The sequence below is a fragment of the Mycolicibacterium sp. XJ2546 genome (genome assembly GCF_053483195.1).
The window spans coordinates 54243-74600 of the sequence record NZ_JBEFRW010000023.1 but is presented as its reverse complement, the minus strand read 5'-3'; the positions used below and the strand labels follow the sequence as shown (position 1 = coordinate 74600).

Annotated in this window: 21 protein-coding genes; 12 read left to right on the top strand and 9 right to left on the bottom strand. The window is 67.2% G+C overall.

Annotation, left to right across the window (positions count from 1 at the left end; translation table 11 throughout):
* The 3 genes from ABQE44_RS24505 to ABQE44_RS24495 form a co-directional block, all read right to left on the bottom strand.
* Nucleotides 1-925: ABC transporter ATP-binding protein (locus ABQE44_RS24505; protein WP_448432415.1), on the bottom strand; the 925-nt coding region annotated here is incomplete at its 3' end.
* Between the two features lie 3 nt (nucleotides 926-928).
* Nucleotides 929-1978 carry an ABC transporter permease gene (locus ABQE44_RS24500; protein WP_448432413.1) on the bottom strand — a complete coding sequence of 350 codons (1050 nt, stop codon included), beginning with the start codon at nucleotides 1976-1978 and terminating at the stop codon, nucleotides 929-931.
* Nucleotides 1979-2025: 47 nt separating this feature from the next.
* The gene (locus ABQE44_RS24495) at nucleotides 2026-2589 is read right to left on the bottom strand and encodes a type 1 glutamine amidotransferase domain-containing protein (protein ID WP_448391323.1); all 564 of its coding nucleotides are present in this window, start codon (nucleotides 2587-2589) and stop codon (nucleotides 2026-2028) included.
* 129 nt (nucleotides 2590-2718) lie between these two features.
* Here ABQE44_RS24495 and ABQE44_RS24490 point away from each other — a divergent pair, with 129 nt between their 5' ends.
* Nucleotides 2719-2871 carry a hypothetical protein gene (locus tag ABQE44_RS24490; protein ID WP_448432411.1) on the top strand — a complete coding sequence of 51 codons (153 nt, stop codon included), beginning with the start codon at nucleotides 2719-2721 and terminating at the stop codon, nucleotides 2869-2871.
* A 10-nt stretch (nucleotides 2872-2881) separates the two neighbouring features.
* Here the strand turns inward: ABQE44_RS24490 and ABQE44_RS24485 are convergent, their stop codons facing one another.
* Nucleotides 2882-4495, bottom strand: a complete 1614-nt coding sequence (locus tag ABQE44_RS24485) for an MFS transporter (protein WP_448432409.1) — start codon at nucleotides 4493-4495, stop codon at nucleotides 2882-2884.
* On the bottom strand, nucleotides 4495-5187 hold the full coding sequence (locus ABQE44_RS24480; protein ID WP_448432407.1) for an LppX_LprAFG lipoprotein: 693 nt from the start codon (nucleotides 5185-5187) through the stop codon (nucleotides 4495-4497). Before ABQE44_RS24480 ends, ABQE44_RS24485 begins: the two co-directional genes overlap by 1 nt.
* 43 nt (nucleotides 5188-5230) lie before the next feature.
* Between ABQE44_RS24480 and ABQE44_RS24475 the strand changes: the two genes are divergently transcribed.
* From ABQE44_RS24475 to ABQE44_RS24460, 4 genes are read left to right on the top strand one after another with little or no spacing between them, the layout of a single operon-like run.
* Nucleotides 5231-5839, top strand: a complete 609-nt coding sequence (locus ABQE44_RS24475) for a riboflavin synthase (protein ID WP_448391327.1) — start codon at nucleotides 5231-5233, stop codon at nucleotides 5837-5839.
* Between the two features lie 58 nt (nucleotides 5840-5897).
* Entirely contained in the window at nucleotides 5898-7223 is a 1326-nt protein-coding gene (locus ABQE44_RS24470; protein ID WP_448432406.1) for a bifunctional 3,4-dihydroxy-2-butanone-4-phosphate synthase/GTP cyclohydrolase II, read from the top strand.
* Entirely contained in the window at nucleotides 7220-7696 is a 477-nt protein-coding gene (gene ribH, locus ABQE44_RS24465) for a 6,7-dimethyl-8-ribityllumazine synthase (protein WP_448432404.1), read from the top strand. The genes ABQE44_RS24470 and ribH overlap by 4 nt, the downstream gene beginning before the upstream one ends.
* Nucleotides 7693-8142, top strand: a complete 450-nt coding sequence (locus ABQE44_RS24460) for a PH domain-containing protein (RefSeq protein ID WP_448391330.1) — start codon at nucleotides 7693-7695, stop codon at nucleotides 8140-8142. The genes ribH and ABQE44_RS24460 overlap by 4 nt, the downstream gene beginning before the upstream one ends.
* A 3-nt stretch (nucleotides 8143-8145) precedes the next feature.
* On the opposite strand, the gene ABQE44_RS24455 is transcribed toward ABQE44_RS24460, so the two are convergent.
* A complete protein-coding gene (locus ABQE44_RS24455; RefSeq protein ID WP_448432402.1) occupies nucleotides 8146-10038 on the bottom strand; it encodes a gamma-glutamyltransferase family protein in 1893 nt (630 codons plus the stop codon).
* Between the two features lie 61 nt (nucleotides 10039-10099).
* Between ABQE44_RS24455 and uvrC the strand changes: the two genes are divergently transcribed.
* The 7 genes from uvrC to ABQE44_RS24420 all read left to right on the top strand — a co-directional run bounded on the left by uvrC (nucleotide 10100) and on the right by ABQE44_RS24420 (nucleotide 18165).
* Nucleotides 10100-12103 carry an excinuclease ABC subunit UvrC gene (gene uvrC, locus ABQE44_RS24450; protein WP_448432400.1) on the top strand — a complete coding sequence of 668 codons (2004 nt, stop codon included), beginning with the start codon at nucleotides 10100-10102 and terminating at the stop codon, nucleotides 12101-12103.
* Nucleotides 12100-13041, top strand: a complete 942-nt coding sequence (gene rapZ / locus ABQE44_RS24445) for an RNase adapter RapZ (protein ID WP_448432398.1) — start codon at nucleotides 12100-12102, stop codon at nucleotides 13039-13041. Before uvrC ends, rapZ begins: the two co-directional genes overlap by 4 nt.
* Nucleotides 13038-14051 carry a uridine diphosphate-N-acetylglucosamine-binding protein YvcK gene (gene yvcK / locus ABQE44_RS24440; protein ID WP_448432396.1) on the top strand — a complete coding sequence of 338 codons (1014 nt, stop codon included), beginning with the start codon at nucleotides 13038-13040 and terminating at the stop codon, nucleotides 14049-14051. Before rapZ ends, yvcK begins: the two co-directional genes overlap by 4 nt.
* Complete coding sequence (whiA, locus tag ABQE44_RS24435) at nucleotides 14048-15025, top strand: DNA-binding protein WhiA (RefSeq protein WP_448391395.1); 978 nt, start codon at nucleotides 14048-14050, stop codon at nucleotides 15023-15025. Before yvcK ends, whiA begins: the two co-directional genes overlap by 4 nt.
* Nucleotides 15026-15113: 88 nt before the next feature.
* A complete protein-coding gene (locus ABQE44_RS24430) occupies nucleotides 15114-15821 on the top strand; it encodes an ABC transporter substrate-binding protein (protein WP_448432394.1) in 708 nt (235 codons plus the stop codon).
* An 83-nt stretch (nucleotides 15822-15904) separates the two neighbouring features.
* Nucleotides 15905-16927, top strand: coding sequence for a type I glyceraldehyde-3-phosphate dehydrogenase (gene gap / locus ABQE44_RS24425; RefSeq protein WP_448432392.1), 1023 nt, complete (start codon nucleotides 15905-15907; stop codon nucleotides 16925-16927).
* A 2-nt stretch (nucleotides 16928-16929) separates the two neighbouring features.
* Nucleotides 16930-18165, top strand: coding sequence for a phosphoglycerate kinase (locus tag ABQE44_RS24420; RefSeq protein WP_448432390.1), 1236 nt, complete (start codon nucleotides 16930-16932; stop codon nucleotides 18163-18165).
* Between the two features lie 16 nt (nucleotides 18166-18181).
* Here the strand turns inward: ABQE44_RS24420 and usfY are convergent, their stop codons facing one another.
* The 3 genes from usfY to ABQE44_RS24405 form a co-directional block, all read right to left on the bottom strand.
* Entirely contained in the window at nucleotides 18182-18559 is a 378-nt protein-coding gene (gene usfY / locus ABQE44_RS24415) for a protein UsfY (RefSeq protein WP_131815161.1), read from the bottom strand.
* A 463-nt stretch (nucleotides 18560-19022) separates the two neighbouring features.
* On the bottom strand, nucleotides 19023-19790 hold the full coding sequence (hypB, locus tag ABQE44_RS24410; protein ID WP_064927824.1) for a hydrogenase nickel incorporation protein HypB: 768 nt from the start codon (nucleotides 19788-19790) through the stop codon (nucleotides 19023-19025).
* Nucleotides 19791-19802: 12 nt separating this feature from the next.
* The gene (locus ABQE44_RS24405; RefSeq protein ID WP_082933117.1) at nucleotides 19803-20138 is read right to left on the bottom strand and encodes a hydrogenase maturation nickel metallochaperone HypA; all 336 of its coding nucleotides are present in this window, start codon (nucleotides 20136-20138) and stop codon (nucleotides 19803-19805) included.
* Nucleotides 20139-20358 lie beyond the last annotated feature (220 nt).

Here is a 20358-nt window from a genome sequence, read left to right as displayed (position 1 = left end):
CCTCCTGCCCCTTTCCCCCCCCCCCCCCGGGGGGGGGGCGCCCCCCCCCCCCCGCCGAGCGGGGCAGGTGGAACAGCGGGCCGAACTCGCCGAAGTAGTCGCCCGCGACCGCCAGCTTGAGCATTTCCTCACCGCCGCCGGGGAGTTCGCGCACGATCTCGAGTTCGCCCTCGGAGACCAGATAGATCAGCTGGCCAATCGTGCCCTGTTCGAACAGCACGTCGCCGGCGGCCAATTCCGTCGTCTCGGGGCCCCGGTAGGTGGCGGTGAAGCCGGGGACCAGATCGACGACCCGGTCGGCCAGCGGCAGAATCCTCGTGTCGTGAGTGGCGACCACCACGATCCGGTCACCGGAGGCCAGCTCGCGGATCAGCTTGAGCACCTCTTCGACCTGGATGAAATCCAGGTGCGCGGTCGGCTCGTCGGCCAGGATCAGCGGCGGGTCCAGTGCGACGGCGCGGGCCACCGCCACCCGCTGTTGCTGACCGCCGCTGAGGTCACCGGGGTGGTGGTGCAGCCGGTCGTGCAGGCCGACCCGCGCCGACAGTTGGTCGGCGCGTTTGGACGCCGCCCGCCGCGACATGCCCGACGCCAGCAGCGGCACCATCACGTTCTCCCGCGCGGTCAGGCTGGGCACCAGGTTGAACGCCTGAAAGACGATGCCGACGGTTTCGCGCCGAAACGTCGACAGCTCGCGCGCGTCCAGCGCCGTCACGTCGACATCGCCGAACTTGATGGTGCCCGCGGTGGGGCGCAGGATCGCGCCGAGGCAGGACAACAAGGTCGTCTTTCCACAACCACTGGGGCCCAGCAGGATCACCAGCGAGCCAGCCGCCACGTCGAGGTTGAGCCCGTCGATGGGGCGTACCGCGTATCCGGCGTTGGCGTATTCGACGACCAGGTTCTGCACGGACAGATCGCCCATGGCTCACGGCCCTCCGAACGCGACGGCCGGGTCGACCGACACCGCTCGGCGCAGGCCTGTGGCGCTCGCGATCAGACCGACCACGACGGCGAGCACCGGTAACGCGGCATAGGCCTGCCCCGGCACGATCACCTGCATCGGGAATAACGGGCCGAGCAGCACGGACAGCGCGGTGCCCAGCAGCGCGGCCAACAGCGCCACGATGACTGCTTGCAGGGCCAGCCCGCCCATCACCGCCCGGGTGGTCACCCCAATTGCCTTGAACACCGCGAAATCTCGCAGCCGTTCCAGCGCCGACAGGTAGATCACCGATCCGACGATCAGCGCCGCCACCACCCACAGCAGGACCGCGACGATGGTGATCGAGTTGACCGCGACCCGCAACGGCCGCATCAGGTCGTCGATCGCGCCGCTGCGATCGATCGTGCGGTAGCCGTCGGGCGGCTGTTCGAGCGTGCCACGAATCCCGATGGAGGACACCAGTTGTTGGCTGCCGTACACCAACTGCCGGGCACCGTCGGTGGTCAAGAACACGTTGGGCAGGTTCGCCAACGCTGTGGAGTTCTCCACGATGCCGACGATGCGCAACGTGCGCGAGGCGATTTCGACTTCGTCGCCCAGACCGCGCCCTAGCGTACTGGACACCGCAACCTCATCGGTGGACGCCGGAGCCCTGCCGTCGGACACCGCGGGCATACCGGGACCCTGTTCGGGTGCACCGAATATGCCGATGTTGCGGGTGTCGTCGACGAGCGTGGCGGTGCCGCCGGCGTACACGAGCGGTGCCGCCGCCTCGACCCCCGGCGCGCGGGCGACCCGCTCCAACTCCGTCGGCCCGAACGGCGTCGCACCGACGAACGGCCCGGATGCTCCGGACATCACCAGGTACTGGTCCACCCCCAAGGTGTTCACGGTCCGCTCGGCTTCCCACCGAAATCCGTTGGCCAAACCCGTGAGCACCAGCGTCATCGCGAAGATGATCGCCGTCGACATCACCGCGATGGCGAAACGCCGCCTTCTCCACTGCATGTCGCGGAGGGCGGCCATTAGCATGCCCGCGACGTTACCGACGGGCGCCGTGTCGTGGGCCTGCTTTGGCCTTACTCCGCGCTGCCTGCGAACGTATTGACAAGCGAGTCGCAGAACGCGGGCAGATCATCGGGTTTGCGGCTGGACACCAAAGTGTTTGGCCCGCGCGAACATTCGACGACCTCCTCGTCGACCCAGTTGGCGCCGGCGTTGACGAGGTCGGTCTTGACGCTGGGCCACGACGTCATCATCCGGCCCCGCACCACGTCCGCCTCGACCAGTGTCCACGGTCCGTGACAGATCACCGCGACCGGTTTGCCTGCGTCGAAGAAACTCTTCGTGAACGCGACCGCCGCGGCGTTGGTGCGCAGGAAGTCGGGGTTGGCGACACCGCCGGGCAGCACCAACGCGTCGTACTCCGAAACCGACACGGCGCCAGCCGACTTGTCCGCCTCGAAGGTGTCCGCCGGGGTCAGGTGGTTGAACGCCTGGATCTTGCCGACTTCGGTCGACACCAGCTCCGGTGTTCCCCCGGCCTGTTCGACCGCTTTCCACGGTTCGGTCAGCTCGACCTGCTCGACGCCCTCAGGCGCGACCAGGAACGCAATTTTCTTGCCGTTCAGTGAAGTTGCCATGAATCTTTCTCCCGTGACGATGTGGTCTAGGGCACGCATACCCGCCGTTTCGGGCGGCCAATCAGGGTGCCGGCACCGGTACACTCGTACCGGAATGACAGTTGTGTGAGCACAACGGGAGGAGCGATCATGACTGCATTGCAGGCGTGGCTCAACTATCGGCCGATCGGCCCCCGCAGCCTGACGTCGCTGGTCTGCAATGTGCTGGGGGAACGTAACGACCCTCAGCCGGCGCGTCCCGCCGAGCCGGTGCTGCTCGAGCGCGGGATGGAACGCTGCTGAGCGAAACCGCTTAGCCGCGGTCGGGCGCCGGCGCGTCGACGAGTTCGGCCGGTGTGCCACCGTCGCCGTCACCTGACGTCGGCACCTCGTCGGCCTGCTCGTTTCGGGCGGCGATCAGCAACCCGAGCAGGGCACCGATGACGCAGACCACGGCCGTGGCCAAGAAGATGTCGGCGTACTGCATCGCGTAGGCCTCCAGGGTGGCCTGTCGCAGCCGGGTGGCCGCCGCGATCAGCTGGCCGGCGGGGGAATCGTCGGTGGCGGGGGGCTGCGCAGCCATCCGCTCCTGCAGATACTGGTTGAACTTGTACAGCCCCCATGCGGTCAGCGCGGCCAGGCCGATCAGCATGCCGATCATGCGGGCCACCACCACGGCGGCCGACGCGATGCCGTGCTGGGCAGCGGGCACCACCCGCAGCGTCGCCGAGGTCAACGGGCCGATCACCAGCCCGAGGCCGAGGCCGGCGATGGCCAGATCGGCGTCGAACGCGGGCAGCGCGATGAACCCGAGGTCGTGGTGGCGCGACAAGATGTCGATGTGCCAGTGGGAGATCAGCCAGTAGCCGCCCGCGGCGATCAACAGCCCGGCGAACGCGACGATGCGGTCGCCGATCCGGGTGGCGATCCACCCGCCGATCACGGCTCCGATGGGCAGCGCGATCAGGAACCGCAGCAGCAGCATGACCGCATCGGTCTGGTCCTTGCCGAGCACACCCTGGCCGAACAACTCGACGTTGACAAGTGTCACCATCAACGCCGCACCCGCGCACAGCGAAGCACCCAGCGCCGCCAGGAACGGCCGGAAGTGCACGCCGGCCGGGTCGATGAGCCGGGTGCTGGCGAAACGTTCCCAGACGAAGAACGCCACCAGGGCCGCCGCCGCGGCGATCAGCACCGGCAGGCCGTAGTCGGGCAGGATCTTCTTGCCGTCGGGTGCCGGGTTGTACAGCCCGATCACCAACAGGCCGAGCGCGATGGCCAGCAGCACACCGCCCACCACGTCGACCCGCTCCGGGTTCTGGGGTTTGGGCCGACTGGGCAGGCTGAAATGAATGAGGACCATCGCGATCGCCGCCAGCGGCACGTTGATCCAGAACACGTCGCGCCACGTGTTCAAGGCCGCTACGACGGCGATGCCGTACAGCGGGCCCAGCACGCTGCCCAGCTCCTGGGCGGCGCCGATCCCGCCCAGCACCGCCGCCCGGTTACGGCTGGCCCACAAGTCGGCGGCCAACGCCAGCGTGACCGGCAGCAGTGCACCGCTGGCGACGCCCTGAATCGAGCGGCCGATCACCATCGGAAGCAGGTCGTTGGACAGCGCGGTGACCACCGAGCCGACCGCGAAGCCGACCAGGCTGGCCTGCAGGATGAACTTGCGGCCGAACCGGTCGGAGGCGCGGCCCAGCAGCGGCATCGCGGCGATGTATCCGAGCAGGTAGCAGGTGATGATCGGGGTCACCTGCTGCAGCTGGTTGACCGGTATTCGCAGGTCGAGGATGATGTCGCGGATGATCGCGACCACGACGTAGGTGTCGAGCGCGCCGAGCAGCACGGCGAGGCTGCCCGCGCTGATGGCAACCCTGCGGTTGCCGGTGGCCTGCGAGGTCTCTGTCAACGTCGACATCAGACGGGCTTGGTGACCGTCACCGGCTTACCCCAGTCCGACAGCGTCATCGTGACGCTGCCTTCCGGAGCGGTCTGCAGCGTGATCCGCATCAACTCGTGCTCGCCCTCCTCGGCGATCCACGCCGTGCCCGGCACCGGCTCGGTGGCGCCGATCTGCGGCGCGATGGCGTTGACGGCGTCGGCGGTGACGGACCCGGTGATGCGGACCGTCTCCACACCGTTGACGGTCTCGCGGCCCTCGGCCTTGGGATCGGAGAAGTTGGCCAGCACGTTGGCGAGCCCGACCTCCGGGCTGAGGATGGCTGCGACGTCGTAGACGTCGGCGGCCGGGCCGAAGTCCTGGAAGGCGCCCGCGCTGATCGCGGCGTAAAGGATTCCGTCGATGACCACGAACCCGACGCCCTGCAGCCGTTGACCCATGAACAACAGGTTCGCCTCCCCGGCGGCGGCGACGGCGGGAACGTTGGTCAGATCGCCTTCCAGCGACTCCAGCGCCAGTCCGGGAATCTCGCCCTGCACTGTTAGCTTCAGGTGAACGCTCGTCTGGTTCTTGGTGGTCTCGGTCGACTCCGTGAGCAGCGTCGCAGCGTCGGGAAGGTCTTTGGCGGGCTCAGACGATGACGAACAACCTGCGACAAGAGCAAGAACAGCGATCAGGGCGGCAAGTATCGCTACGGGGCGGGTCTGCATGAGTGCATCGTAGAGGGTGTCGGCGGGTGGTTACTCTGACGGCGTGTTCACCGGAATCGTCGAAGAACTGGGTGAGGTCGTCGCCAAAGAAGACCTCCGCGACTTCGCGCGGCTGGTCATCCGGGGTCCCGTTGTCACGTCCGATGCAGGCCACGGCGATTCCATCGCGGTCAACGGCGTCTGCCTGACGGTGGTCGACGTGCTGCCCGACGGCGAGTTTTCCGTCGACGTCATCGGCGAGACGTTGAACCGGTCGAGCCTGCGCGCCATCGGCGTTGGCAGCCGCGTCAACCTCGAGCGCGCCGCGGCCGTCAACAGCCGGTTGGGCGGCCACATCGTGCAGGGCCATGTCGACGGCACCGGGCATGTGATCGCGCGCACACCCGCCGAACATTGGGAGGTGGTGCGCATCGCGCTGCCCACCGCGTTGTCGCGTTACGTCGTGGAGAAGGGTTCGATCACCGTCGACGGGGTGTCGCTGACCGTGTCCGGGCTGGGCCACGACTGGTTCGAGGTGTCACTGATCCCGACGACGCTGGAGACGACCACACTGGGCACCGCCGAGGTCGGCGCCCCGGTCAACCTCGAGGTCGACATCATCGCCAAATACGTCGAGCGCCTGCTCGGCGCGGGCGACGACGAAACCCAGTAAATGCCCAGCTCAACGACCTGGCAATAAGATCGACGCTCGCGTAGTTCATACTGATGTGATGACGAGGCTGGACTCTGTGGAGCGGGCGGTCGCCGATATCGCCGCGGGCAAGGCCGTCGTCGTCATCGATGATGAAGATCGCGAGAACGAGGGCGATCTCATCTTCGCCGCCGAAAAGGCGACACCTGAACTCGTCGCGTTCATGGTGCGCTATACCTCCGGCTACCTGTGCGTGCCGCTGGACGGCGCGATCTGCGATCGCCTCGGCCTGCTTCCGATGTACGCGGTGAACCAGGACAAGCACGGCACCGCCTACACCGTGACCGTCGACGCGAAACATGGAGTCGGAACCGGAATTTCGGCCTCCGACCGTGCGACGACCATGCGCCTGCTAGCCGATCCGTCCAGCGCCGTTCACGATTTCACCAAACCGGGCCACGTGGTTCCGTTGCGCGCCAAGGACGGTGGGGTGCTGCGGCGTCCCGGCCATACCGAGGCCGCCGTCGACCTGGCCCGGATGGCCGGTCTGCAGCCCGCGGGCGCGATCTGCGAGATCGTCAGCCAAAAGGATGAAGGCGCGATGGCGCAGACCGACGAGCTGCGGGTGTTCGCCGACGACCACGGTCTGGCGTTGATCTCGATCGCCGACCTCATCGAGTACCGGCGCAAACACGAAAAGCACATCGAACGCGTCGCCGAGGCGCGCATCCCGACCCGGCACGGCCAGTTCCGCGCCGTGGGCTACGCCAGCATCTACGAGGACGTCGAGCACGTCGCGCTGGTGCGCGGCGATATCGCCGGACCGCACGGCGACGGCCACGACGTGCTGGTGCGGGTGCACTCCGAATGCCTGACCGGCGACGTGTTCGGGTCGCGCCGCTGCGACTGCGGTCCGCAACTCGACGCGGCGTTGGCGATGGTGGCCCACGAGGGGCGCGGCGTCGTGCTCTACATGCGCGGCCACGAGGGCCGCGGCATCGGCCTGATGCACAAGCTGCAGGCCTACCAGCTGCAGGACGCCGGCGATGACACTGTCGACGCCAACCTCAAGCTCGGCCTGCCCGCCGACGCCCGCGACTACGGCATCGGGGCGCAGATCCTGGTCGACCTCGGGGTGCGGTCGATGCGGCTGTTGACCAACAACCCGGCCAAGCGCGTCGGCCTGGACGGATACGGGCTGCACATCATCGAACGGGTTCCGTTGCCGGTGCGCGCCAACGCCGAGAACATCCGCTACCTGATGACCAAACGCGACCGGATGGGCCATGACCTCGTCGGCCTCGACGACTACCACGAGGCCACCACCATGGACGCCTACGAGGAAGGCGACTACCTGCTCGGTGACCGCAGGCCAAGCGATTTGGATCTCGGCGGAGCCCTATGAGCCCAGCGGCCGGTGTCCCCGACCTGCCTGAGCTCGACGCGTCCGGTTTGACGCTGGGCATCGTGGCCAGCACCTGGCACGAGACCATCTGCGACGCCCTGCTCGACGGCGCGCGAAAAGTGGTCGCCGAGGCCGGCATCGACAACCCGACCGTGGTGCGGGTGCTTGGTGCGATCGAAATTCCGGTGGTTGCACAGGCGTTGGCGGCCACCCACGACGCGGTGGTGGCGCTGGGTGTGGTCATTCGCGGTGAGACACCGCATTTCGACTATGTGTGCGACGCCGTCACCCAGGGTCTGACGCGGGTGTCGCTGGACGCGTCGACGCCGGTCGCCAACGGCGTGCTGACCACGAACAACGAAGCGCAAGCGCTCGACAGAGCCGGGTTGCCGACGTCGACCGAGGATAAAGGGGCGCAGGCCGCCGCGGCTGCGCTGTCCACCGCGCTGACCCTTCGTGGCCTGCGGAAATGAGTGACTGGGACCTACAGGTGCGGCCGCATCTGGCGCCGTATTTCGTGTACGCCGCCGCGGTGCTGATCCTGGCCGCACACGTCACGGTCGGGGCGTTGCTGAAGATCGCGTCGACCGGGGTGATCTTCCGCACCGCCGACCAGGTGGCGATCGCGCTGCTGGGTGTGGTGATAGCCGGGGCGGTGCTGCTGCTGGCCCGGCCCCGTCTTCGCATCGGTGCGGCAGGCGTCTCGGTGCGAAACCTGCTCGGCTACCGTCTGATTCCGTGGTCGCAGGTCGTCGACGTGTCGTTTCCGCCCGGTGCGCGGTGGGCGCGGGTGGACCTGCCCGACGACGAGTACATCCCCGTGATGGCGATCCAGGCCGTCGACAAGGACCGCGCCGTCGACGCCATGGACAAAGTGCGGGAACTGGTAGACCGCTACAAGGGCATCAACTCGCGCTGATCGTCACTTCGCATCGCCCATGACCACGCCCTCACGGCGCGGGTCGGCACCGCCGATCAGCCCCTCACCGTCGACGACCACCACCGACAGCCCGCTGTTCTGCGGCGCCAAGTCGACCCGATGACCCAGCGCCCGCAGACCGGCCACCAGCGGATCGTGAGCGCCGTCATCAGCGGTGTCGATGACCGGATGCTCGCCGCCGACGTTGGTCTCAGCGGTGTTGGCCGCGCCGAAGTCGACCATGGACACCGCCTGTTGGGGATCCAGACCCCAGTCCAGCATCCCGACAAGGGTTTTCACGACGAACTGGATGATCACCGAGCCGCCGGGTGAGCCCACCGCCGCGTACAGTGGGCCACGGCGCTGCGGCGCGTCTGACTGCTCGAACACCAACGTCGGCGCCATTGTGCTGCGCGGGCGCTTACCCGGCTGCACCCGGTTGGCGATGGGCACCCCGCCGGGTCCGGTGGGTTCGGCGGAGAAGTCGGTCAGTTGGTTGTTGAGGAGGAAGCCGTCGACCATGTGGAACGAGCCGAACTGGGCCTCCACCGTGGTGGTCAACGAGGCCGCGTTGCCTTCGGCGTCCACGATGCTGACGTGGCTGGTGCCGTGCTCAGGCACCGCCGGTGCGGGCCCGGTCGACGCGCCGAAATCGCCCGGCTTCGCGGTGCCCATCGTGTGCTGCGGTGAGATCAGCGCCGCCCGCCCGGCCAGATAGTCGCTGCCGAGCAGGGTCTGCGGTGAACCGCCGGGCAGCGCAACGAAATCGGTGTCGGCGACGTAGCGGTCGCGGTCGGCGTAGGCCAATCGTTCGGCTTCGGAGACCAGATGCACGCCCATCACCGTGGGCCGCCCGCCGTTGAGGTCGACGTCGGTGGGTTTGTGGTCGGCCATCGCAAAGTGCTCGAGCACACCGAGCGTGGCGGCGACCGCGATACCGCCCGACGATGGCGGCGGCATACCGCAGATCTCGCGCCCGCGGTACGGCGTGCACAGCGGTTCGCGGCGTTTGACGGTGTAGGACGACAGGTCTTCGACGGTCATCAGGCTCGGTGTGCGACCGCCGGACGTGTCGGTCGCGGCCGCCACGATATCGCCGGCGATGGCGCCGGTATAGAACGACTGCGGGTCGGATGCGATGGCGCCCAACGTCTTTGCGTACGCGGGATTGACCAACCGCGTTCCCGCCGGCTTCGGTGTGCCGTCGGCCTCGAGGAAGTACTCGGCGGCTTGCGGGTCGACGGCCAGTTGGGTGGCCGCGGCCGCGATCGAGTTCGCCAGCCGCGGGCTGATGTCGAACCCGTCGTCGGCCATTTTGACGGCGGGGTCGAACAGCTCACGCCAGCCGGTGCTGCCGTGCTCGGCATGGGCCTGGTGTAACAGCCGCACGATGCCCGGCACCCCGATGGACCGGCCCGACGCCCTGGCGTCGGGTCTGGGTTCGGTGCGGTCGGTGTCGGACACCCAGCGCAGGTAGTTCTCGGTGGCTGCCGCCGGGGCGGCTTCGCGGCCGTCGTAGGCCTGTACCGCACCGGTGGCGGCATCGTAGTAGAGCAGGAACCCGCCGCCGCCGAGGCCGGAGGACTGCGGCTCGACCAGACCGAGCACGGCCTGCGCGGTGACGAGCGCGTCGGCGGCCGTGCCCCCGTCGCGCAGCACTTCGCAGGCGGACTGGGTGGCCAGCGGATTGGCGGTGACGACCGCGTAGCTGCTCGTGCGCACCGCCGTCATGTCGCTGCGGTAGCCCCGCGCGGTCGGGTCACCGTCGGCGACGGCGGCGCACACCGGCGCCTCCGCGGTGTCGGTGGCCGGTTCGCCTGCGCATCCCGCCAACACCAACGCCACCCCCGTCAGCGTGGCCAGCGACGAAATCCGCACCACTCGACGGTAGTTCATTCGCGGGGTTATGCAGTCGACTCCGCCGAGACGTTGTCGACACGGCCAGTAACCTGGGGTCATGCCTGATCCAGCGACGTACCGGCCTGCGCCCGGGTCGATCCCCGTCGAGCCGGGCGTCTACCGCTTCCTGGATCCGCACGGCCGGGTGATCTACGTCGGCAAGGCCAAGAGCCTGCGCAGCCGGCTCACGTCGTACTTTGCCGACGTCTCCAGCCTGGCGCCGCGCACCCGCCAAATGGTGACGACGGCCGGCAGCGTCGAGTGGACGGTGGTCAACACCGAAGTCGAGGCGCTGCAACTCGAGTACAACTGGATCAAGGAGTTCGACCCGCGGTTCAACGTCCGCTACCGCGACGACAAGTCCTATCCGGTGTTGGCCGTCACGCTCAACGAGGAGTATCCGCGGCTGATGGTGTACCGCGGTACGCGGCGCAAGGGCGTGCGCTACTTCGGCCCGTACTCGCATGCCTGGGCGATCCGCGAAACCCTTGACCTGCTCACCCGCGTCTTCCCCGCGCGCACCTGTTCTGCCGGAGTGTTCAAGCGGCACAGCCAGATTGACCGGCCCTGTCTGCTGGGCTACATCGACAAGTGCTCGGCGCCGTGTATCGGCAGGGTGAGCGCGGAGGAACACCGCAGGATCGTGTTGGACTTCTGCGACTTCCTCGCCGGCAAAACCGACCGGCTGGTCCGCGACATGGAGCAGCAGATGAACCGGGCCGCCGAGGAACTGGACTTCGAACGGGCCGCCAGGCTGCGCGACAACATCTCCGCGCTCAAGCGTGCGCTGGAGAAGCAGGCGGTGGTCTTCGGTGACGGCACCGACGCCGACGTGGTGGCGTTCGCCGACGATGCACTGGAAGCTGCGGTGCAGGTGTTCCACGTGCGCGGCGGCCGGGTGCGCGGCCAGCGCGGCTGGATCGTCGAAAAGTCCGGGGAGCCCAGCGAGTTCAGCCAGGAACGACTGGTCGAGCAGTTCCTCACCCAGTTCTACGGGGACCAGGCCGAGTTGGACGGCGCCGCCGATGAAGCGCTGAACCCGGTACCGCGGCAGGTGCTGGTGCCGTGTCTGCCCGAAAACGCCGACGAGTTGGCGGCCTGGTTGACCCAGCTGCGCGGTTCGCGGGTAGTTCTGCGGGTGCCGCAGCGCGGCGACAAGCGGGCTCTCGCCGAAACCGTGCGGCGTAACGCGCAGGATGCGTTGGCCCAGCACAAACTCAAGCGGGCAGGTGATTTCACCGCCAGAACCGCTGCGCTGCAAAGCATCCAAGATGCCCTCGGGCTCGCCGACGCGCCGCTGAGGATCGAGTGCGTCGACATCAGCCACATCCAGGGCACCGACGTGGTGGCATCGCTGGTCGTCTTCGAGGACGGGCTGCCGCGCAAGTCGGACTACCGCCACTACGCCATCCGTGACGCCGCGGGCGACGGCCGCTCCGACGACGTGGCCTCGATCGCCGAGGTGACGCGGCGTCGGTTCCACCGGCATCTGCACGACACCGAGGAAGCCAAAGACGCTGCACCGCAGGAGAAAACAGCCGGGACGCCCACCAAAACGCGCAAGTTCGCCTACCCACCGAACCTGTTCGTCGTCGACGGCGGCGCCGCACAGGTCAACGCCGCGCAGGCCGTCCTCGACGAACTCGGTATCCGCGACGTCGCGGTGATCGGGCTGGCCAAACGGTTGGAGGAGGTGTGGGTGCCGTCCGAACCGGACCCGCTGATCATGCCGCGCAACAGCGACGGGCTCTATCTACTGCAGCGGGTGCGCGACGAAGCGCACCGGTTCGCGATCGCCTACCATCGCAGCAAGCGGTCCAAGCGGATGACGGCGTCGGCGCTCGACTCGATCCGCGGGCTGGGGGAGCACCGCCGCAAGGCGTTGGTGACCCACTTCGGGTCGGTCGCCCGGCTCAAGCGGGCCAGCATCGAGGAGATCACCGCGGTACCCGGCGTCGGCGTCGCCACGGCGCGCGCGGTGCTCGACGCGTTGGGGGTGGAAACCGAATCCGGCACGCCCGACGCGACGATCGGCGATGATCAACGCACGGTATCGGGATGACGGAACAGGGAATGCACGAGGAACTGCGCGGTGACGCCGGCGCCGAAGCGCTGCCTGTCGGCCGGTCCGACGAATCGGGTATCGACGTTCTTCTGGTGACCGGGCTGTCCGGAGCCGGCCGGGGGACGGCGGCCAAGGTGCTCGAGGACCTCGGCTGGTACGTCGCCGACAACCTGCCGCCGGAGCTCATCGCCCGCATGGTAGAACTCGGGCTGGCGGCCGGTTCGCGGATCACCCAGCTCGCGGTGGTGATGGACGTACGCTCCCGCGGTTTCACCGGCGATCTGGACTGGGTGCGCAGGGACCTGGCCACCCGCAACATCGCACCGCGGGTGCTGTTCCTTGACGCCTCCGACGACATCCTGGTGCGCCGCTACGAGCAGAACCGACGCAGCCATCCGCTGCAGGGCGATCAGACGCTGGCCGAAGGCATCGCGGCCGAGCGGGAGATGTTGGCACCCATCCGGGCGGCCGCCGACCTCGTCATCGACACGTCGAAGCTGTCGGTGCCGGCGCTGCGGGAGAGCATCGAACGGGCATTCGGCGGCGAGACGGTCCGTCACACCAGCGTCACGGTGGAGTCGTTCGGGTACAAGTACGGACTGCCGATGGACGCCGATACGGTCATGGATGTGCGATTTCTGCCCAACCCGCACTGGGTGGACGAGTTGCGGCCGTACAGCGGTCAACAACCGGCCGTCCGTGACTACGTCCTCGGCCAGCCCGGAGCCGCGGACTTCCTGGACACCTACCACCAACTGCTCGAGCTCGTGATCGACGGCTACCGCCGTGAAGGAAAGCGCTATATGACCGTTGCCATCGGCTGCACCGGCGGCAAGCACCGCAGCGTCGCGATCGCCGAGGCGCTGGCGGACCGGCTACAGGCGGGTGACGACCTCACGGTGCGAGTTCTGCACCGGGATCTGGGCCGCGAATGAGCCCGCGCATCGTGGCACTCGGCGGCGGACACGGCCTGTATGCGACGTTGTCCGCGGCGCGCCGGATCACCCCGCACGTCACCGCGGTCGTCACTGTCGCCGACGACGGCGGCTCTTCGGGCCGGCTGCGCAACGAACTCGACGTCGTGCCGCCCGGTGATCTGCGAATGGCTTTGGCCGCCTTGGCATCTGACAGCCCGCACGGCCGGTTGTGGGCGACGATCATCCAGCACCGCTTCGGGGGCAACGGCGCGCTCGCGGGTCATCCGATCGGCAACCTGATGCTGGCGGGGCTCAGCGAGGTGTTGGCCGATCCCATCGCTGCGCTCGACGAACTCGGCCGCATGCTGGGCGTCAAGGGCCGCGTGCTGCCGATGTGTCCGATCGCGCTGGGGATCGAGGCCGACGTGGCGGGGCTGGAGTCCGACCCGCGGATGTTTCGGGTGATCCGTGGACAGGTGGCCATTGCCACCACCGTCGGCCAGGTGCGGCGGGTCCGGCTGCTGCCCGGCGACCCGCCGGCCACAGCGCAGGCGGTGGACGCGATCATGGCCGCCGACCTCGTGGTGCTCGGTCCGGGGTCCTGGTTCACCAGCGTCATCCCGCACGTGCTCGTCCCGGAACTGGCCGCGGCGCTGCAGGCGACTCCGGCGCGCCGGGCGCTGGTGCTGAACCTGGTCGCCGAACCGGGGGAGACGGCGGGGTTCTCCGTCGAACGCCACATCCACGTGTTGGCGCAGCACGCGCCGGGGTTCACCGTGCACGACATCGTCGTGGACGCGAGCCGGGTGCCCAGCGAACGTGAGCGCGATCAACTGCGCAAGACCGCCAACATCCTCGACGCTCACGTGGAGTTTGCTGATGTATCCAGACCTGGTACACCTTTACATGATCCGGCGAAATTGGCCGCAGCTTTGGAAGGTGTGCGGTTGCGTGGGCCGAAGCCATCTGCGCCGACCGTACCCACCCCGACAGTGAACGGACCGAGAGGTGACGACCCGTGGCGATGACTGCCGAGGTCAAGGACGAGCTGAGCCGCTTGTTGGTCAATTCCGTCAGTGCTCGCCGCGCCGAGGTGGCCTCGCTGCTGCGCTTCGCAGGCGGCCTGCACATCGTGTCCGGCCGGGTCGTGGTGGAGGCCGAGGTCGACCTTGGCATCATCGCGCGGCGGCTGCGCAAGGACATCTATGATCTCTACGGCTACACCGCGGTGGTGCACGTGCTGTCGGCCAGCGGCATCCGCAAGAGCACCCGCTACGTGGTGCGCGTCGCCAAAGATGGGGAAGCGTTGGCGAGGCAAACCGGCCTGCTGGACCTGCGCGGCCGCCCGGTGCGCGGACTGCCCGCCCAGGTGGTCGGCGGCAGCGTCGCTGACGCCGAAGCTGCTTGGCGCGGAGCGTTTTTGGCCCATGGATCGCTGACCGAGCCGGGACGGTCGTCGGCGCTCGAGGTCAGCTGCCCGGGCCCGGAGGCCGCGCTCGCGCTCGTCGGCGCCGCACGCCGGCTGGGTGTCAGCGCCAAGGCCCGCGAGGTGCGCGGCAGCGACCGGGTGGTGGTGCGCGACGGGGAGGCGATCGGGGCGCTGCTGACCAGGATGGGCGCGCAGGACACTCGGCTGATCTGGGAGGAGCGCCGGATGCGTCGCGAGGTGCGGGCCACCGCCAACCGGCTGGCCAACTTCGACGACGCCAACCTGCGGCGCTCCGCGCGGGCCGCCGTCGCCGCGGCCGCCCGGGTGGAACGCGCGCTGGAGATCCTCGGCGACACCGTGCCCGACCATTTGGCCGCCGCGGGCAAGCTACGCGTCGAACACCGACAAGCCTCACTGGAGGAGTTGGGCCGGCTCGCCGATCCGCCGATGACCAAAGACGCTGTGGCGGGCCGGATTCGGCGCCTTTTGTCGATGGCCGACCGCAAGGCCAAACAGGACGGCATCCCCGACACCGAGTCGGCCGTCACCCCGGACCTCCTCGAAGACGCCTGACCGTCGTCACCCCGCGAACGTGGGTTACCAGCACGTGTTCGGCGCGAAACACGTGCATCGACCCCACACTCGTCGAACACTGGAACCCATGGAGATCCTGAAGGTCGGCACCGTCGTCCCGCGCCCACCGTTCAACGGGATGGCCGACGGCGGCGGCCTGGACATCGACCTGATGGCCGAGCTGGCCAAAAAGCTCGGCGTCGCAGTCGAATTCGTCGGCGCAGCCGATTTCGACGGCCTCTTCGAGCGGCTCGACGCCGGAGAATACGACTGCATGGTGGCGGGCACCGTCGTGACGCCGGAACGGGAAGCCAAGGCGCAGTTCGTGGCGCCCTACCTCATCTGCGGGCAGGCCCTGGCCGTCGACACCACGCGGCTGCCGAGGGTGAACTCGCTCGACGACGTCGCCGGGCTGACGCTCGGCGTGCGCCAGGGCAGCACCGGCCAGCCGATCGCCGAAGACCTGGTCGCCGAAGGCCGCGCCGCGGCGGTGCGCGTCTACGAACCCGGCAACGTCGACACCGCGCTGAGTGACCTGGGCAGCGGCGGGTGCGACGCGTTCCTGGAGCTGGGGCCGGTGCTCAACGAACTGGTCAAACCCCTGCCCGGGGTGACGGTCGTGGCGCGCGGGCTTTCGGTGGAGAACATCGCCGTCGCCGTCGGTCTGCACAACCAGGCGTTGCTCAGCCGGCTCAGCGTCGCGCAGGCCGAACTCGAAGAGGACGGCGCGCTGCAGGTGATTCGGCGCAAATGGCTGGGTAACCCCTATGCCGACCAGAGCCTTGCGGTGCACTGAGGTGGTCGCACGTGGTCGGAATCACACCATTACGCTGGGCTGTGAGCATCACGGCGTAACTAGGCGAAATAAGGGAGAGACAAGTGACCATCCGGGTAGGCGTTAACGGCTTCGGCCGCATCGGACGCAACTTCTACCGGGCCCTCGCGGCGCAGCAGGCCGAGGGCAAGAGCACCGACATCGAGATCGTCGCGGTCAACGACCTGACCGACAACGCCACCTTGGCCCACCTGCTGAAGTTCGACTCGATTCTGGGCCGCTTCCCTGAGGACGTCTCTCTCGAGGGCGAGGACAACATCGTCGTCGGCAGCAAAAAGATCAAGGCCCTCGAGGTCAAGGAGGGCCCGGCCGCGCTGCCGTGGGGTGACCTCGGCGTGGACGTGGTGGTCGAGTCCACCGGTATCTTCACCGACGCCGCAAAGGCCAAGGGCCACCTGGACGCCGGAGCCAAGAAGGTCATCATCTCCGCACCGGCCAAGGGCGAGGACCTGACGGTCGTGCTCGGGGTCAACGACGACAAGTACGACGGCAGCCAGAACATCATCTCCAACGCGTCGTGCACCACGAACTGCCTCGGCCCGTTGGCCAAGGTGCTCAACGACGAGTTCGGCATCGTCAAGGGCCTGATGACCACCATTCACGCCTACACCCAGGACCAGAACCTGCAGGACGGCCCGCACAAGGACCTGCGCCGCGCCCGCGCCGCCGCGGTCAACATCGTGCCGACCTCCACCGGCGCCGCCAAGGCCATCGGCCTGGTGCTGCCCGAACTGAAGGGCAAGCTCGACGGGTACGCGCTGCGGGTGCCGATTCCCACCGGTTCGGTCACCGACCTGACCGCGGAGCTGAGCAAGTCGGCCACCGTCGACGAGATCAACGCCGCGTTCAAGGCCGCCGCCGACGGTCCGCTCAAGGGCATCCTGAAGTACTACGACGCTCCGATCGTGTCGGCCGATATCGTCACCGATCCGCACAGCTCGCTGTTCGACTCCGGATTGACCAAGGTGATCGACAACCAGGCCAAGGTGGTGTCCTGGTACGACAACGAGTGGGGCTACGCCAACCGGTGCGTGGACCTCGTCGCGCTGGTCGGCAAGTCCCTCTAACGGTGAGCATCAAAACGCTCGACGACCTTCTGGCCGAGGGTGTTTCGGGCAGAGGCGTGTTGGTGCGCTCGGATCTCAACGTCCCACAGGACGACGGCGCCATCACCGATCCCGGGCGGATCAGCGCGTCGGTGCCGACGCTGCGCGCACTGGCCGACGCCGGTGCGAAGGTCATCGTCACCGCGCACCTGGGCAGGCCCAAGGGCGCCCCGGACCCCAAGTTGTCGCTGGCGCCGGTGGCCGCGGCGCTGGGGGAGCAGCTGGGGCGCCACGTGCAGTTGGCCGGTGGCCCCGATGGTTCCCCTGTCGGCACCGACGCGCTGGCCAGGGCCGAGGGCCTGACCGACGGTGACGTGCTGCTGCTGGAGAACATCCGTTTCGATCCCCGCGAGACCAGCAAGGACGACGGCCAGCGGCTGGCGCTGGCCCGACAGCTGGCCGAACTAGTCAGCGCGCCCGACGGTTCACCGGGCAGTTTCGTCTCGGACGGTTTCGGGGTGGTGCACCGCAAGCAGGCCTCGGTGTACGACGTGGCCACGCTGCTGCCGCATTACGCGGGCCGCTTGGTGGAAGCCGAGGTCAAGGTCCTCGAGCAGCTGACCAGTTCGACCGAGAGGCCCTACGCCGTGGTGCTCGGCGGATCAAAGGTCTCCGACAAGCTCGCGGTCATCGAGAACCTGGCGACCAAAGCCGACAGCATCATCATCGGCGGCGGGATGTGCTTCACATTCCTTGCGTCCCAAGGGGTTCCGGTAGGTAATTCACTTCTCGAAGAGAGCATGATCGAGACCTGCCGCAAGCTGCTGGACACCTACGCCGACGTGATCCACCTGCCGGTGGACATCGTGGTGGCCGACGAGTTCGCCGCCGACGCCACTCCTGAGACCGTGCGTGCCGACCAGATCCCCGGCGGCAAAATGGGTTTGGACATCGGCCCGGGTTCGGTGGAGCGGTTCACCAACCTGTTGTCCAACGCCCAGACCGTGTTCTGGAACGGCCCGATGGGCGTGTTCGAGTTCGCGTCGTTCGCAGCGGGCACCAAGGGGGTGGCCGAGGCCATCATCGCCGCGACGGGCAAGGGCGCGTTCAGCGTCGTCGGCGGCGGCGATTCGGCGGCCGCGGTGCGTCAACTCGGGCTGCCCACCGACGGCTTTTCCCACATTTCCACCGGCGGCGGAGCATCATTGGAATACCTCGAAGGCAAAAAACTACCCGGAATCGACATCCTGGAGCAATAGAAGAAACAAATATAGGCTATCGATGTCGTCCAGACGATCTGGAGCCAAGGTCGTCGGATCGCGTAGCCAGCCAATGGCGTTCGATCCGCAAAACTCGCCGGTGTTCGATCACCAGCCAGACAATGCCCCCTGTGATCGCGAGCAGTCCGACGATTCCTGCTGTCGGTATCCATTCGTGGCGACCATACGCAGCGGCTGCTACACAGCTGATCAGCGAAATGGTACCCAGTACGATCGACACCACGCCAGGCCAGCTGTAGACGTCGATGAACTGTTCACCGGCGTACTGATTGGTAGTGCGGAAATGGTCGATCGGGTCACGGGTATTTCCCATTGCTCCGCCTCCTAGGTCTTCGATATCCCAAGAGTCGGCTGCCGACCATGCCGTCGTCATCCCCCTTCTGGGTGGCGAGCAGGGTGTCTGAACCGATAGCGCGGCTTGGGTCGCACCGGCACGTGCACGCGAAGCTCTACACACGTTGATTGAGACGAGCTACGTGCCTTCCGAATGCCACAACAACGTAGGCCCCACCGATGAGAGCTTTTCATGGACTCTAATGCGGTGACAGAACAGATCAGCCGCCCAGCCGCGGCCCTTTATACCTGCCGGCCACGTTTCCCACGTGGTCGTCCGCCTACGGTCATGCGGTCGGACAATTCAGCCGACAGCGCTCTGGCTGTCGACACCACCGTCGTCGAGGAACGTGGGCAGTGGGCTGTCGACATTATCGTGGTGTTCGCCGACGGTATCGTTCGCGAACGAGTCAATATTCACCGCACGCGGGAGCGAGCCGAGCGAGCGGCCAGCGTGATCAAGCGAGCGGCCGACCGTAGCCGCTGTACTCCAGTCCCGGGCCCTATTCGCTAAGAAACCGGCGCACCCAGCCGTACCAGGCTTCCATCCCCGCGCCGGTACGAGCACTCACCGGTAACACCTCGGCCGCCGGGTTGACCTCGCGGACAGGGGCGGTGTACGCGTCGATGTCGGTATCCAGGTACGGCAGGAGATCGATCTTGTTGAGCAGTACCACGTCCACCGACCGAAACATCACCGGATATTTCAGCGGTTTGTCCTCGCCCTCGGTCACCGAATACACCATCGCCTTGGCATGCTCGCCAACGTCGAACTCCGCTGGGCAGACCAGATTGCCGACGTTTTCGATAACCACGAGATCCAAGTCGGTGAGGTCGAGCCCCGCCAGGGCACGGTTCACCATTGGGGCGTCCAAGTGACATTCACCCCCGAAACCGTTGTTGGTATTCAACAGCGACACTTGAGCTCCGCGTCCACTGAGCTTGGCGGCGTCGAGGTCGGTGGCGATGTCACCTTCGATGACGCCGACCGCGATCTCGCCCGCGAGTTCGTCGAGCGTGGCTGCCAGCACTGTCGTTTTTCCGGATCCTGGTGAACTCATCAGGTTGAGAGCACTAACTCCGTTGCTTTCGAATGCCTTTCGGTTTATGTCGGCACGCGCATCGTTCTCGGCAAAGATCGACTCCAGCACGTCGATCCGTTGCGCACCTGTCTGATAGCCGCTGTGGTCGCCATGGTCATGCGAATGCCCATGGTCACCGTGGTCGTGGCTGTGCGCGGTACCGTCTTCGTGGCGGTGGAATCTACCCATCGTGTTGACCTTTCATGTCACGTCGAGCGAAGTGACCAGGAATTCGTTGCCGCGTACTACCTCGACGTCGGCGTTTGCGCAATGTGGGCAAAGTACCGACCAGCGTGACTCGATCTGTGAGTGTTGCTGGCAAGAGCGGCATTTCACCTCGGCGGGCACCAATTCAAGCTCCAGCTCAGCGCCGCCTAGATCTTCGTAGTCACGGACCAACGACCAGCAAAACTCCAGCGATTCAGGTACGACTTGACGAAGCGCGCCAACCTGAACACGCACAACGTCGATTCGTCGCCCGTGTGCGTGCGGTTTCACGACTCCGGCGATGGCTTGACACAATGACAGCTCATGCACACCTCTATGCTGCCCGCGCGGTCCGGATTGTGTGGCCGATTGAAAAACCCGGAATTGGCCGAGATTGTGCGTGAGATTGCGATTGTCCAAAAACGTGAAGTTCACCGTGACCACCCGAACTCCAGCTGACGTCAAGACCCTGAACCTCGAAGGCGTGGTCAGACACCAGTCGGCGGCGGTCACGTTCGGCTTCTGCCCACGCGCCGTCGACATCGAAGGT

Bases quoted from the DNA above. Each gene is read 5' to 3' on its own strand.
- ABQE44_RS24490 (WP_448432411.1), top strand. From the start codon at position 2,719: ATGACTGCATTGCAGGCGTGGCTCAACTATCGGCCGATCGGCCCCCGC.
- ABQE44_RS24470 (WP_448432406.1), top strand. From the start codon at position 5,898: ATGACGAGGCTGGACTCTGTGGAGCGGGCGGTCGCCGATATCGCCGCG.
- rapZ (WP_448432398.1), top strand. From the start codon at position 12,100: ATGACGGAACAGGGAATGCACGAGGAACTGCGCGGTGACGCCGGCGCC.
- whiA (WP_448391395.1), top strand. From the start codon at position 14,048: ATGACTGCCGAGGTCAAGGACGAGCTGAGCCGCTTGTTGGTCAATTCC.
- ABQE44_RS24460 (WP_448391330.1), top strand. From the start codon at position 7,693: ATGAGTGACTGGGACCTACAGGTGCGGCCGCATCTGGCGCCGTATTTC.
- usfY (WP_131815161.1), bottom strand. From the start codon at position 18,559: ATGACGACGGCATGGTCGGCAGCCGACTCTTGGGATATCGAAGACCTA.
- ABQE44_RS24430 (WP_448432394.1), top strand. From the start codon at position 15,114: ATGGAGATCCTGAAGGTCGGCACCGTCGTCCCGCGCCCACCGTTCAAC.
- hypB (WP_064927824.1), bottom strand. From the start codon at position 19,790: ATGGGTAGATTCCACCGCCACGAAGACGGTACCGCGCACAGCCACGAC.
- ABQE44_RS24500 (WP_448432413.1), bottom strand. From the start codon at position 1,978: ATGCTAATGGCCGCCCTCCGCGACATGCAGTGGAGAAGGCGGCGTTTC.
- ribH (WP_448432404.1), top strand. From the start codon at position 7,220: ATGAGCCCAGCGGCCGGTGTCCCCGACCTGCCTGAGCTCGACGCGTCC.
- ABQE44_RS24455 (WP_448432402.1), bottom strand. From the start codon at position 10,038: ATGAACTACCGTCGAGTGGTGCGGATTTCGTCGCTGGCCACGCTGACG.
- ABQE44_RS24485 (WP_448432409.1), bottom strand. From the start codon at position 4,495: ATGTCGACGTTGACAGAGACCTCGCAGGCCACCGGCAACCGCAGGGTT.
- ABQE44_RS24495 (WP_448391323.1), bottom strand. From the start codon at position 2,589: ATGGCAACTTCACTGAACGGCAAGAAAATTGCGTTCCTGGTCGCGCCT.
- uvrC (WP_448432400.1), top strand. From the start codon at position 10,100: ATGCCTGATCCAGCGACGTACCGGCCTGCGCCCGGGTCGATCCCCGTC.
- yvcK (WP_448432396.1), top strand. From the start codon at position 13,038: ATGAGCCCGCGCATCGTGGCACTCGGCGGCGGACACGGCCTGTATGCG.
- ABQE44_RS24480 (WP_448432407.1), bottom strand. From the start codon at position 5,187: ATGCAGACCCGCCCCGTAGCGATACTTGCCGCCCTGATCGCTGTTCTT.